Raw genomic sequence first — 12,365 nt, forward strand, 5'->3', positions numbered from 1 at the left:
TATCAGGATCAAAAACTATGCGTAGACTCCCTCCAGTGCTTATCGAAGATGGTTGCTCAAGAGAGTTACTTTCTCTTATCCGTACAATTTTAGCGGCCTGTAAAGAGATTTCTTTTCGTGTTGGTCAAGGTGCCCTCTCTGGCGTACTCGGTTCAACATTGGATGAAAACATCCAAGGCGAAACCCAGAAAAAGCTTGATGTACTATCAAATCAACTTTTAAAAGATATTCTACTTGAGTCTGGCTACGTTAAAGCCATTGCATCAGAAGAAGAAGACTACACCGTTGCAGGTAACCCCGACGCTGAATATATCGTGGCTTTTGACCCGCTAGATGGCTCATCGAATACAGATATTAACTCACTGGTAGGCACGATTTTCTCAATCATGCGTGCACCAAAAGATTCAGACCCAGCCGATGAGCGTATTTTCATGCAGCCTGGCCATCAGCAAGTAGCGGCAGGCTATGTATTGTATGGCCCATGTACCACATTAGCATTGACCATTGGTAAAGGCACTCGTATCTTCACCTTAGATAAAACTCACGGCAGCTTTATGCTCACGCAAGAGTTCGCTAAAATTCCTGAAGATACCAAAGAGTTCGCTATCAACGCCTCAAATCAGCGTCACTGGCAGCCTGCTATGCAAAATTACGTCAACGATTTATTGGCGGGTGACACAGGCCCTCGTGGTAAAAACTTCAACATGCGCTGGATTGCGGCCATGGTAGGAGACGTACACCGTGTATTATGTCGTGGTGGTTTATTCACATACCCAGCTGATACCAAAGATCCTAACAAGCCATTCAAGCTACGTTTATTGTACGAAGCTAACCCAATGGCCTTGCTCGTTGAGCAAGCAGGCGGTATGGCCCACACAGGTGATGCGCGTATTTTGGATATCGACCCGCAAGAGATCCACCAGCGTGTCAGCGTGATCTTAGGCTCGAAAAACGAAGTTGAGGCTTGCTTGGCGTATCACAAATGAAGTAAAACTCAGTGATAAAAAGCGAGCATCAGCTCGCTTTTTTCATGTCTTGCCACTGTTCAAGTGGTATCTCTCGGCCAACCAAAGCCGGGGTTTCAAACCCCCACTTCTCTTTTAGCCAAACTAGCATGCTTTGTTCTAACACAGATTCTAGTTCAATCAAGCTTTGATCTAGCCAGTAGTGCAGCTCGCAGTCGTAGCCGTCGACGTTACTGGCATCAATGTACACCGAACCAATACATTTTTTTTCTTCACTATCGAATACGCAAAAGCTATAAGCGATGTTTTCATTAAACTCTCGTAAATGATGTTCCATCGCAGCGGTATTATCTGCCACTGTCATATTAGGCTTTGGCCACTCGGTTTGCCCTGCAAATAACTGACGGAGTCTAACTTGATTACGCATCACCAACTCATGATCTATTTCACTAAATTTTGGGTGCATTACATGTAAGGTAAAATTGGCATCTTGGTAATATTGGAAAATCGCTTTTGCTCTAAGCGGCATTAATACATTCCTTTTATTTCAATAGAGTGAGTAGTTGCGCTACTTTTTCGTGGGTTATTTCCCCCATCTGTTCAGGGTTTGCCAAAGCATACAGTAGCCCTTCCACTTGGGTGTGTTCAATATCGCCACGCATTTCCAAAAGGCTGGCCCACATTTCCAACTCGTCGATATCAACCGCACCATTTTGTACTTGTATCAACGCTAAGCACACATCTTCAGTGGTGACACTATACACAACATCCGTCTGCGGATAGCTTATCAATCGCCCATACACTTGCTGGTAGCCGGTGGCTAAGCGCGCAATCGTTGCTAAATCCTGATAGTGAGGTGTGTTATTATCGATGTTGTTATTGTTCATTCTGGTATTTACAAATGTCTTGTTCAAACTGTGGGAAAGCCCTGACGTGCGTTGCCGATCAAAATTGTTGGTGCATGGCTTTGCCCAATATTCTGCCCTTGTCTCAAACTGACGGATGCCTTTGTCGAGTCTGCCTGACTGCGAAACTCAAGGCGTATATTGAGACAATAAGTACACTGCCGATTGAAGAGCAACTAGCCCTAGCTCAGCCATTTAAACATTCTAACACGATAGAAGGCTTAGACTATGATATTGAAAATGGCCTGCTGGTCATGAATCGCTGGGCACATTTAAAACGTGGGAGCTGTTGTGGCAACGGCTGTCGCCACTGTCCATACAGCTAACTTCCTGTCGCAACGGGCAGCTCACTGGGTAAGCCCCATTCGCTCCATGAACCATCATAGACACTCAATTTCTGATAACCACACTCATCTGCCGCCATTGCCAAAATACAGGCTGTCACACCCGAACCACAACTAAACTGAAGGGCTTGCTGCGCAACACCACGCTCTGCGAATAGGGCCTTGAGCTGTGTGATGCTTTTCATCAGTCCTTGCTCATCTAAAAGTGCAGTGTAAGGCAGGTTTTTACTATTTGGTACATGACCGCTGCGCATATTCTCGCGTGGCTCAGGGTCTTCACCACAAAAGCGTTTAGCTCCCCTTGCGTCTAATAAACAAATACTGTCATCGTCTATCGCCGCTAAGACCTGTTGACTATCAATAAAGTAACCACTTTGCGGGTTAGCCACAAAATTACCAACTTGCTCACTAAGTGCATAATTTTGCGTAGTGGGTAAACCCAGCGCTTGCCAACGTGGCAAGCCACCATCAAGCACAAAGACTTGCTCAAAACCCATACTTTTGAACATCCACCAAGCCCTCGCGGCACTAAACAACCCTAAATCATCATACACCACGACCGTGTCGTTCTGATTGATACCTAACTGGCGCATATTTGCCTGAAATTGCGCGCCATCACACATGGTGTTTGGCAGTTGCGCATCGGGCTTAGCAAGCGCACCACTGATATCAAAACGCTTAGCGCCTTGAATGATGGCAGCAGGCGAGTAAGGCGAAGTGAGGCCAGGCTTAACAATCCCAGCATCTAGCACCTGTACTTGGTCAAGGTGCTTTGCCAGCCACTCACAACTTTTCAAGTTTTTCATTTTAAATCCTTTATTGATTTATAACGGGTGAAATTGAAACCCAGCTCACGTTATACTAAGCACCTTGTGAGAGCGCAATACAGCAGCAATATTATTTTGAAACAACTACAAACAAATCAGGTCTCAGGGGCAATTTTAGTGGTGCTGCCCAAATTTATCGGCGATGCTATTAATACTCTGCCCGCCGTGGCTATGTTACGTGAATTGTACCCAAACAATGATATTCACTTGTTAGCCAGGCCCTACATGTGCGATATTTTTGTTCGAGATACGCAATATCGTATTAATATCATTCGTGATACACGCTATGACAAAGAGGATAAGCAATCCACCTTTGCGCTTGCCAAGTCTCTTAAACAATATCAATTTAGCATGGCCGTCTTGTTAAGAGGCTCTCTGAGCGAAGCTGTAGTGTGTAAGTTGGCCGGGATCAGATTTGTTTTAGGCTACAAGCAAAATGGCCGAAGCCCACTGTTGAGTCATGGCTTAAAACTCAATCAAAATCATCACTACATCCATCGTTATTGTCAGCTTATCAATGACTGTCACAACAAACCGTTTGAACAGTATGGGTTGCCTCAGCTAAGCTATGAACATACTGACAAAGTAGTTGCTGATAGCAAGAAAACACCTATAGCGGTCTATTTTGGCGGTAAAAATAAGGGCCCACGTCACTACCCCCTTGCGCTTGCTAAACAGGCACTTATCGCCCTATCTGAGCAGGTCGACGCACACTTTTATCTAGTTGGTGACCCATCGGAAACAACAGACAACCAGCAACTGTATGATGCCTTACAAACACAGCATATTACTGTCACTGATCTGACAGGTAAAACCAGCTTAGTGGAGCTAGTAGACTGTATTGCAGCTTGTAACTTAATGATTAGTATCGACTCTGGCCCAATGCACATGGCCGCTGCCGTGGCGACGCCCTGTGTTGCAGTGGTGGGGTTTGGCACCTCCCCTTGGTCTGTGGTGGCCCCGAAAAACCAGCAATTTCTAGCACTCACTAGTCAAAGTTGTAGTTTGTCAGAGGAGAAGATCATCGAACAAATCCGCCCCACAGCCATCGCAGCGGCTTGCACACAGCTCCTAAAAGAGTGCTCTAAATCTTGATGATCTCAGAGCGCATCGGAGCCAGCTTGGCAAGAATTTGATTCTGTACGGGGTGGGTAATACCTACCTCGTCCATTGCGGCTATCAACAGCTCTACAGCATGGTTAAAGTCATGCTCATTAATGTTCATTCCGGTATGAATTTGCACCATGGAATCGCCATCATATTGACATGGTCCATCCAATACATCGCATAAATGACTAATAAAGCCCGCGCGAAAATGGCTCACATTAGTTTGTTTGAAATAGTGAAAAATAACTTTATCCTGTCCAATTTGATTGATAAACGCATCCACTAAACGCTCCAGTCCAGCTTGCTCACCAACCTTTTGGTACAACGACTGCGGAGCGCTTTGGCAAGCTGACAAGCTGGCCGTCATCAGTAATATAACCATCAACTTTTGTGTGTACGCAAAATACTTCATTTAAAAATACCCTGTTATCGACACATACCAGCCGGTTTGTTTCTCCACGCCTGCAATTGAACCTAGATCTAACCAAGCGCCAGTGACGCTTATTGATTTGTTAGGTAGCCAAGCGATAAATACATCTCGCCAATGACTCTCTCCCAACCCTAGGTTATTTTGTTTTTCCCTAAATTCAACTCCTATAGCAATTTCTCTGGACAAAAATATCGCCGAGCTGGCTTCAAGCAACCAGTGTTTATTTGCTTTGTTGCCGCCAAACCCTAGCAGGCCGATTTGGTTGGCATTGCTATATCGAGCTGTCACATTCCAAAACCAGTTATAACCACTCAATGCGCCTAAATGTAGCTTACTCATCGCCACATAAACATCATTTCCACTAGTATGCTCAGCACCTACCAAGGTTGCTACGCTGCCATCTTGCAGAGATTTATGTTGTACGCCAACACTCAACTGCGGCCAGTCACTGTATACGATATCGCCATAAAGACGAACTTTGATGGCACTGATATCTTGCTCAATGTTGGTATTGAGACTGGGGACGTCAAAATCTTGCTCAGCGTAGCTCAACTCAATGCGATCGAATATGTTGGCCTGTACACCACATACATCCAGCGTGTAGTTTTTCACATTTCCTCTACTGCAAAAGCCGCTTATGGCCCATTCATCTTCACTTGCATAGCCCGCTAACTGCGCCCAAGGAACAATGCCCCCTCCAGCACTCCCCTCTATCTGAGATACCCCTGGCGTGGCTAAAAGCTTACCACCTGCCAAAGCACTCAGAGGTAAAACCAATAGCAGCAACACGCTAAACCACTTCATGGTAACTCCCCAGCCAGTTAATGAACTCTTTTGCTGGTAACGGGCGACTCAAGTGATAGCCTTGCGCATAGTCGCAGCGCATTTGTTTAAGTAACGTCAGTGATTCGCTGTTCTCGACCCCTTCTGAGACAACTGAAAACCCAAGTTGATGACCAAGGGATATCGTCGATTGCACAATACATTGATCCTGATGTGATTCATTGAGTTTTAAAATAAACACTTTATCGAGTTTTAACTCATCAATGGGTAGCATCTTCAACCTGCCCAATGAAGTCTGACCAACTCCGTAATCATCCAAAGAAATCATAACGCCTAGCGCTTTGAGTGCCTTCAGCGCGTTAATACCACGTTCTTCATTTTCAATCATGTCACGTTCGGTCAGCTCTATGGTGATCAAATTGGCGGGAACACCATGTATTGCTAACATGTCTTCTAAATGCGGCAGAAAAGCACTGTCGGCAATATCTTGTGCGGATACATTAATAGCTGCCTTCATTGTCAGTCCTTCACGCAGCCAAACCCCCACTTGTGTAATAACAACCCGCACAACCCATTTGGTCAACTCAACTATCAACCCTGATTGCTCTGCTAAATCAATAAACAACTCTGGAGAGACCCAGTCACCGTTGTTACGCTTCCAACGAATGAGTGCCTCAACTTTGTCTACCTGACCACTGTTCATATTTAGCTTAGGTTGGTAGGCCATAAATAATTGCCCATCATCTAGCTGCAATGCCTGCTTGAGTTCATCAATGATCTCCAAGCGTTCAAGGTGTGCTTCATCCTCGCCGTTTTGATAAAAGTACACTTCATGGCCATCTTGAGCGGCGGTATCAACAGCAATAAGCGCCCGTCTGATCATATCTTCTGGCGTGTACGCCTGCTCTGGATAACACACAACCCCCATGCTAAAACGTAAACTGATCTCCAGCTTTTGAATTACATAATGCTTGTTCAGCGAAGACTGTAACTGTGCAATGCACTGCTCCATAGAAGTATCTGGTTTGGCTGCAATAACGCTGAGAAACTCATCTCCGCCCACTCGGGCATTAAACCCATTGATCCCTTCGGTAGTTTCTTTTATACGCTGCGCTACCGCTTGAATACAGCTATCTCCAACTCTTGGGCCCAGTTTGTCATTGATATGCCGAAGCCCTTTTATATCCAACGCAACTAAGTAATATGTCTGCTTATCGTCAAGCTGATGCGACAGTAAATCTAGTGCTGCGGTACGGTTATAGAATCCGGTTAAGTTGTCATGTCTGGCCTGAAAGCTAATTTTCTTTTCCCGAGTCTGAATGTCTTCCCCCATCTCTTGGAAAGCATTGACCAGCTCACATACCTCTCTACTAGGACGAGATTCTGGAATGCTCGCTTTATAGTTACCTTTTGCGAATTGTTTTGCCATTACCGTTAATTGCAAAATAGGCGTGGTCAAGTTGTTGGCTAATATGCCACTGGTGATAAAGCCTAAAATAATGGTACCAAACGACAAAGCAATTACCGTAAGCACTAGCGTATCAAACTCTTTGTAGTGTTCACTTAAGTCCGCACTGAGCACCACACTGATAGGATTATTCTCTAAGCCTGGTAATTGCACTTCGGTGCTAAGATAAACTGGGTCTTCACTAAACCAACGATTAACAATTTGGTTGTCTATATATTCAAGCAAACTTAAATGTTCGGGATGGTTCAAAATGGTAGTCGCCTTTAACCCCGTGCGGTGAGCAATGAAACTGACCTCCATACCTGTAAGTTCTTTTAGCTCTGCTGCCACTGCCGCATCTATCACAAACCCCACCATGCTATATGCTATGGTACGAGGTGCCTTTACCGGTAGCACAATCACTTGGTATAGTTTATCGCCAATCACCATAAACGTAGAGCTATTACCTTGAGCAAGTATTTTTTGCATGAGTTTAGGGGTATCGGGTGATAATTGAATATTACTTTGGTTTGCTGAAATCAATTTCCCTCGGGTATCAAATAACAACATTAGATCAGCATCAATACGCTGACTGTGGTTAAACAGCACGCTACTTATTGTATCCGCATCGCGTGTTGCAACGGCTTGCTTAAAACCAAAATCTGCAGTCAGTACAGTAGCCGCCGTTACCAATAGACGTTCTTTTGCCTTTAGATATTGCTGGTATACATTCTGACCCACTTCGATGTCTTGCTGTACCTGGCTTTCATTAAAGTGACTGGTAGACCACCAAAAGCTCACTAAGCTGGTCACGGTTGTCAGCAAAACTAGCCCTACGCAAAGCAAAATAATGCGATGTTTTAAACTACTGCCCATGATGTTCCTTAAATTTTTCACCAAAGGTATTACGTGGCACTGGCGTCACTAATTTGATTTTAACCCGTGCGTCAGTACCGGTATCAGGCCAGCTCATTTTGGCGCGCTCGTTGATGTTACTGGCCTGTTCTGGATGCCAAAAAACATATTCGCCGACATTATCCGGCAAGTTAATTTTACCTTGATCATCCGATACGAATACTGCGTTTGACTGCCCCACATAAATATAGCCCACCATGGAATCATGAATGTTACAACCCAGTACAACCACACCTGATTGGCCAAACGTAATTGGCGCTTTTGGGGTGCCCGCGTAAAGTTTTAATTCAAAAGGTTTTGCCTCAGAAAACGAGTACACATGATGACGAATATCATCACTGTTGGGAAATGACACCTGTTGACCTTGCATCACGGTCAACAGCCTAGGCGAAAACTGCTTATTGACCTGATCCATTATTGCTATTTGCTGCGGTGGCTGTTTATCTGTTGCTACATTCAACAGCTCCACCACTGCGTTCTTAACGGGCGAGCCATGTTGATCAACCACGGTGAGTGTTTTTGCCGATACGGCAACACTCAAGCACCCAAGTAATGCAATACTGAGCTTAACAATCAAGCGCTCCTGAAGCACAAAGAATGGCATACCTTGCCTTATATTTTTAACACACTAACTCTAAGTAAAATTGACTAGGAGTATAATTGCAAGGCATTTACGAAGGCATTTGCGAGATAACAGCCAATAAACAGTTCAAACACTGTTCATTGGCTAAGTCTATGGCAGGCTAGTGATTTTCAATCAAGCCATATTGGGCGTCAAGGACTGCTATGACCTCAGAGCGAGGGTCAGTTGGGATCACAAGATCTTGGCCAACTATTTTACTGGCGATACCCACATAAGTTTCCGATACCGCCATCATCACATCAACTGGTAGCTGATAATGTTTGGCCAGTTCTTCACGTTCATTCATGCGATCTTTGTTTAACAATACATCACTGTCAGGCACGTTGTTGATTAGTAACTGACGGAAACCTTCTTTAGAGTTTTCGATGATTTTACCATCTCGATATGCAGGACCATCCCAAATACGAGATGAATCAGGTGTTCCCACCTCATCAATGTAGATAAGTTTTTCCTGACCATCTTTATCTTCGACATAGCCAAATTCAAACTTGGTATCCACAAAAATTTGATCCAATTTGGCAAGCTCATCACTTATCAAGGCAAAGCCTTGCGCCAGTAATTGTTCATATTTAGCCACATCACCCTCAGACTTGAAGTTAAATGCTGCTAAATTGTCAGTGATGTTTTTACGGCTGATATTCACATCATCTACTGGTGGCACATCATCAAGGCCAGTAATAATGCCTTTTGTTGACGGTGTGATCAAAAGCTCTGGTAACTTTTGATTTGCTTGTAGTCCCTCTGGCAGCTCAATACCGCAAAAATTGCGAATGCCTTTGGCATAGTCTCGCCACATACTACCCGTTATGTACTGACGGGCAATCGCCTCGACTCTAACCGTGCTTGCTTTTCGCACGATCCAGACGTAAGGGTGTGGAATATCAACAATATGGTTACCAGCAAGACCTGCATCATCAAACAACTTAAACCAATGTGCTGCAACACTGTTAAGTGCGATACCTTTACCCGGTACGCCATTGAGGCCATTTTCGCCTTGCCAAATACAGTCAAAAGCCGAAATTCTATCTGAAATCACCATGATAGCCAGCTCTGTATCTGATGGGACATCATAGCCTTTTTCTGCAATTAGGCGTGCGCTGTCTTCATCAGTAAGCCAGTAAACTGAACGAACTTTACCGCTGTGAACTGCACCTTTGGTGCGAATTGGTAGATCGTCATTGACGTCTAAAACTTTGTAGCTACTCATTATTACTCCAAGGGCCGGATGCACCTTGCTAAAGGGTGCAAAAAATGAGGGGGTTAGAAGGCGTTATAATAATCGTTCAGCGACAAAATCACAATCACAACGCCGTTTGCCGCAGAAAGTTTAGAATTTAACGATGCAAGGTTTTGCCTTCTCCCAATCTGATATACCATCGCTAACATTATAGCGGTGAAGGTTTATTGATGATTGAAATTAGCGATTTAATCTACACATGGCAAAACCATGCCCACCCAACGTTGCAGATTAAGCACTTGCAAGTCAACGACGGGGAGAAAGTGTTCTTGCACGGTCCAAGTGGTAGTGGCAAGTCTACACTCCTGGGTTTATTGACTGGTACTACGCCTATTCAGCACGGTTCGGTGTCAGTACTAGGTCAATCTTTGGCTAAGCTTTCAGGGACTAAGCGAGACCGCTTTCGTGCTGATCACATAGGCACTATTTTTCAAAACTTTAATTTATTGCCTTATTTAAGCCCATTAGAAAACGTTACTTTAGGATGTGAATTTTCTCCTAGACGAACAAAAAGGGCCTGTGATGAAAGAGGACAGGTAGTAGCACAAGCCCACTATCTGCTGAACGCTTTGGGCCTTGATGATAATTTATTGTCACGTAGTGTTTCTGAGCTCAGTATTGGTCAACAACAACGCGTTGCCGCTGCACGCGCTTTTATCGGACAACCTGAGGTCATTATTGCCGATGAACCAACTTCTGCACTTGATGCCGATACCAGAGAAGCGTTTATTGCTACTTTATTTGGACAAGCTGAAAAGTATCAAGCCACTGTTATTTTTGTAAGTCATGACAACAGCTTATCTCATCTTTTTGATCGTAAAATCAGCTTGCCGAGCATTAATGAGGCCAGCCAATGACCTTACTTAAACTAGCCCTCAAGAGCTGCTGGAACCGCCGAGCGAGTGTACTTTTAACGCTTTTTACTATTGCTATCAGTGTGATGCTGTTATTGAGCATTGAGCGTGTGCGCATAGACGCCAAAAGCAGCTTCAGCAATACCATATCAGGCACAGATTTAATCGTAGGTGCCCGTACTGGCGACATCCAATTATTACTCTCAAGTGTGTTTCGCATCGGCCACAGTAATAACGCGGTAAGTTGGCAAAGCTACCAAGACATTAAAAAGCGCAGAGGCGTCGCTTGGAGTATTCCAATTAGTTTAGGCGATAGTCACAAAGGTTACGCTGTGCTGGGCACCGATAGCAGCTACTTTGAATATTACCGCTACGCTAAAAAGCAAGCTCTGCAATTTAGTTCCGGTCGTGCGTTTCATAACGCTAAGGAACTGGTACTAGGTAGTGAGGTTGCTAAAAAGCTTGGCTACCATCTAGGCCAAAATATCGTGATATCACACGGTATGGGAAATACAAGTTTTCATCATCACGATGACAACCCAATGACCATTGTGGGTATTTTAGCCCCAACTGGTACACCTGTAGACAAAACTGTACATATACCATTGATTGCGATCGATGCTATTCATGCCACCAATAGCAAGCCACGCGCAATTACTCGTAACAGTAACAAACAGCATGAGCATGGCTCGCATAGCGGACAAGACCATGAACACGGCCCACATGATTTGGACAATGGTTCTCTCAATAGTGAGCCATCTGATTTGATTGGTAGTCCAAAACAAATTACAGCCTTTTTAATGGGCTTTGACTCTCCGTTATACACTTTGCAAGTACGTCGCAATATCAATCAATATAAAGCTGAGCCTTTATTGGCGATTATGCCCACGGTCACGCTCAAAGAGCTTTGGGATATGCTGGACATCGTTGAAAAGATACTACTGTTGTTTTCCATGGTTGTAGTCATCATCAGTTTGCTTGGTATGTTAACGACCCTATTGGCCACTGTCAGCCAGCGACGCAGAGAATTGGCTATCCTGCGCTCTGTTGGTGCCAGACCTTGGCACATATTCAGCCTACTGAGCTTTGAAGCCATCATTATCACACTGTTAGGTTGTGTATTTGGTACTTTGTTATTTTACGCGGGGCTACTCACTGTAACCCCTATGCTGCAAAGTCAATTTGGCATCAGTCTGAGTCTGACGCCTTTGTCACCCTATGAACTCACCTTGTTAGGCGTTATCATGCTTAGCGGTACACTAATGGGCCTATTTCCTGCCGCGCGCGCCTACTATTATTCGTTGGCCGATGGTATGAGCATTAAAATTTAAGAGAGTACGTATATGCGATTTATTTCCCTGTTACTAATCAGCATGTTAAGCATCAGTGCACATGCTAACCCACCGAAAGAAATTTTCTGGGAAGACTTAATACCAAAAGGCCATGTCCAAATAAGTAATCAGGATGCGGCCAGTCATGATGGTAACGACCAAAATTGGGTTCAGCCAAATTTAGACGCACCTGTGGTAAAAAGTTTAGATGGCCAGTCCGTCAGTTTGCCTGGCTTTGTCGTACCACTTGAAGGAGACAGTCAAGTGATCAGTGAATTTCTACTGGTACCCTATTTTGGTGCTTGTATCCACGTTCCACCTCCACCACCTAACCAAATAGTGCATGTTAAAATAAAGGGCGGCGTGCCTATCGAAAGCTTATATGACGCGATTACGGTCACGGGTGTTATCAAAGTCGAAACATGGCAAGGGGATCTCGCACAGACAGGTTATACGATGCAGGCTGTTGGCGTGGCACCATTTGAGCTGTGATAACACATTCCCTAACATGGGAAATTCTTTTCAGCTAAGCGTTGCTAACAACAAAACAGACCAGTACTGTATCGACATATGCGGT

The 12,365-nt window shown here is 44.5% G+C and carries 14 protein-coding genes; 6 read left to right on the forward strand and 8 right to left on the reverse strand.

Annotation, left to right across the window (positions count from 1 at the left end; translation table 11 throughout):
• The first annotated feature begins 17 nt into the window (after window positions 1-17).
• Window positions 18-986 carry a class 1 fructose-bisphosphatase gene (locus BIW53_RS06430; RefSeq protein ID WP_070991051.1) on the forward strand — a complete coding sequence of 323 codons (969 nt, stop codon included), beginning with the start codon at window positions 18-20 and terminating at the stop codon, window positions 984-986.
• 28 nt (window positions 987-1,014) lie between these two features.
• Here the strand turns inward: BIW53_RS06430 and BIW53_RS06435 are convergent, their stop codons facing one another.
• Together BIW53_RS06435 and BIW53_RS06440 are read right to left on the reverse strand one after the other, a co-directional pair.
• The gene (locus BIW53_RS06435) at window positions 1,015-1,494 is read right to left on the reverse strand and encodes a GNAT family N-acetyltransferase (RefSeq protein WP_070991052.1); all 480 of its coding nucleotides are present in this window, start codon (window positions 1,492-1,494) and stop codon (window positions 1,015-1,017) included.
• 13 nt (window positions 1,495-1,507) lie between these two features.
• On the reverse strand, window positions 1,508-1,852 hold the full coding sequence (locus BIW53_RS06440; RefSeq protein WP_070991053.1) for a hypothetical protein: 345 nt from the start codon (window positions 1,850-1,852) through the stop codon (window positions 1,508-1,510).
• Window positions 1,853-1,926: 74 nt separating this feature from the next.
• On the opposite strand from BIW53_RS06440, the gene BIW53_RS20500 reads away from it, so the two are divergent.
• On the forward strand, window positions 1,927-2,196 hold the full coding sequence (locus BIW53_RS20500) for a C1orf53 family protein (RefSeq protein ID WP_245699374.1): 270 nt from the start codon (window positions 1,927-1,929) through the stop codon (window positions 2,194-2,196).
• Here BIW53_RS20500 and BIW53_RS06445 read toward each other — a convergent pair.
• Window positions 2,193-3,020: a sulfurtransferase gene (locus BIW53_RS06445; protein ID WP_070991054.1), complete on the reverse strand. Its 828-nt coding sequence runs from the start codon at window positions 3,018-3,020 to the stop codon at window positions 2,193-2,195. The two genes, BIW53_RS20500 and BIW53_RS06445, sit on opposite strands and share 4 nt — an antisense overlap.
• A 96-nt stretch (window positions 3,021-3,116) precedes the next feature.
• Between BIW53_RS06445 and BIW53_RS06450 the strand changes: the two genes are divergently transcribed.
• Window positions 3,117-4,136 (forward strand): glycosyltransferase family 9 protein, encoded by a 1,020-nt coding sequence (locus BIW53_RS06450; RefSeq protein WP_070991257.1) that lies wholly within the window; start codon window positions 3,117-3,119, stop codon window positions 4,134-4,136.
• On the opposite strand, the gene BIW53_RS06455 is transcribed toward BIW53_RS06450, so the two are convergent.
• The 5 genes from BIW53_RS06455 to BIW53_RS06475 all read right to left on the reverse strand — a co-directional run bounded on the left by BIW53_RS06455 (window position 4,126) and on the right by BIW53_RS06475 (window position 9,573).
• Window positions 4,126-4,560, reverse strand: a complete 435-nt coding sequence (locus tag BIW53_RS06455) for a group I truncated hemoglobin (RefSeq protein WP_070991055.1) — start codon at window positions 4,558-4,560, stop codon at window positions 4,126-4,128. The genes BIW53_RS06450 and BIW53_RS06455 overlap by 11 nt on opposite strands.
• Window positions 4,561-5,382, reverse strand: coding sequence for a DUF3034 family protein (locus BIW53_RS06460; protein ID WP_070991056.1), 822 nt, complete (start codon window positions 5,380-5,382; stop codon window positions 4,561-4,563).
• Window positions 5,369-7,684 (reverse strand): bifunctional diguanylate cyclase/phosphodiesterase, encoded by a 2,316-nt coding sequence (locus BIW53_RS06465; RefSeq protein ID WP_070991057.1) that lies wholly within the window; start codon window positions 7,682-7,684, stop codon window positions 5,369-5,371. The genes BIW53_RS06460 and BIW53_RS06465 overlap by 14 nt, the downstream gene beginning before the upstream one ends.
• Complete coding sequence (locus tag BIW53_RS06470) at window positions 7,674-8,327, reverse strand: methylamine utilization protein (protein WP_070991058.1); 654 nt, start codon at window positions 8,325-8,327, stop codon at window positions 7,674-7,676. The genes BIW53_RS06465 and BIW53_RS06470 overlap by 11 nt, the downstream gene beginning before the upstream one ends.
• A 139-nt stretch (window positions 8,328-8,466) precedes the next feature.
• Window positions 8,467-9,573, reverse strand: coding sequence for a phosphoribosylaminoimidazolesuccinocarboxamide synthase (locus tag BIW53_RS06475; RefSeq protein WP_070991059.1), 1,107 nt, complete (start codon window positions 9,571-9,573; stop codon window positions 8,467-8,469).
• A 200-nt stretch (window positions 9,574-9,773) separates the two neighbouring features.
• Here BIW53_RS06475 and BIW53_RS06480 point away from each other — a divergent pair, with 200 nt between their 5' ends.
• Genes BIW53_RS06480 through BIW53_RS06490 form a run of 3 tightly spaced genes read left to right on the forward strand, consistent with a single transcriptional unit; the run spans window position 9,774 to window position 12,280 of the window.
• Entirely contained in the window at window positions 9,774-10,460 is a 687-nt protein-coding gene (locus BIW53_RS06480; RefSeq protein WP_070991060.1) for an ABC transporter ATP-binding protein, read from the forward strand.
• Window positions 10,457-11,788, forward strand: coding sequence for an ABC transporter permease (locus BIW53_RS06485; protein ID WP_070991061.1), 1,332 nt, complete (start codon window positions 10,457-10,459; stop codon window positions 11,786-11,788). Before BIW53_RS06480 ends, BIW53_RS06485 begins: the two co-directional genes overlap by 4 nt.
• 12 nt (window positions 11,789-11,800) lie before the next feature.
• Window positions 11,801-12,280 (forward strand): DUF3299 domain-containing protein, encoded by a 480-nt coding sequence (locus tag BIW53_RS06490; RefSeq protein WP_070991062.1) that lies wholly within the window; start codon window positions 11,801-11,803, stop codon window positions 12,278-12,280.
• Window positions 12,281-12,365: the final 85 nt, after the last annotated feature.

The sequence above is a fragment of the Pseudoalteromonas byunsanensis genome, from assembly GCF_001854475.1.
Classification (GTDB): Bacteria; Pseudomonadota; Gammaproteobacteria; order Enterobacterales; family Alteromonadaceae; genus Pseudoalteromonas; species Pseudoalteromonas byunsanensis.

What these genes read in the sequence shown, in the direction of transcription:
- BIW53_RS06430 (WP_070991051.1), top strand. Translation starts at nt 18, where the DNA reads ATGCGTAGACTCCCTCCAGTGCTTATCGAAGATGGTTGCTCAAGAGAG.
- BIW53_RS06435 (WP_070991052.1), bottom strand. Translation starts at nt 1,494, where the DNA reads ATGCCGCTTAGAGCAAAAGCGATTTTCCAATATTACCAAGATGCCAAT.
- BIW53_RS06440 (WP_070991053.1), bottom strand. Translation starts at nt 1,852, where the DNA reads ATGAACAATAACAACATCGATAATAACACACCTCACTATCAGGATTTA.
- BIW53_RS20500 (WP_245699374.1), top strand. Translation starts at nt 1,927, where the DNA reads ATGGCTTTGCCCAATATTCTGCCCTTGTCTCAAACTGACGGATGCCTT.
- BIW53_RS06445 (WP_070991054.1), bottom strand. Translation starts at nt 3,020, where the DNA reads ATGAAAAACTTGAAAAGTTGTGAGTGGCTGGCAAAGCACCTTGACCAA.
- BIW53_RS06455 (WP_070991055.1), bottom strand. Translation starts at nt 4,560, where the DNA reads ATGAAGTATTTTGCGTACACACAAAAGTTGATGGTTATATTACTGATG.
- BIW53_RS06460 (WP_070991056.1), bottom strand. Translation starts at nt 5,382, where the DNA reads ATGAAGTGGTTTAGCGTGTTGCTGCTATTGGTTTTACCTCTGAGTGCT.
- BIW53_RS06465 (WP_070991057.1), bottom strand. Translation starts at nt 7,684, where the DNA reads ATGGGCAGTAGTTTAAAACATCGCATTATTTTGCTTTGCGTAGGGCTA.
- BIW53_RS06470 (WP_070991058.1), bottom strand. Translation starts at nt 8,327, where the DNA reads ATGCCATTCTTTGTGCTTCAGGAGCGCTTGATTGTTAAGCTCAGTATT.
- BIW53_RS06475 (WP_070991059.1), bottom strand. Translation starts at nt 9,573, where the DNA reads ATGAGTAGCTACAAAGTTTTAGACGTCAATGACGATCTACCAATTCGC.
- BIW53_RS06480 (WP_070991060.1), top strand. Translation starts at nt 9,774, where the DNA reads ATGATTGAAATTAGCGATTTAATCTACACATGGCAAAACCATGCCCAC.
- BIW53_RS06485 (WP_070991061.1), top strand. Translation starts at nt 10,457, where the DNA reads ATGACCTTACTTAAACTAGCCCTCAAGAGCTGCTGGAACCGCCGAGCG.
- BIW53_RS06490 (WP_070991062.1), top strand. Translation starts at nt 11,801, where the DNA reads ATGCGATTTATTTCCCTGTTACTAATCAGCATGTTAAGCATCAGTGCA.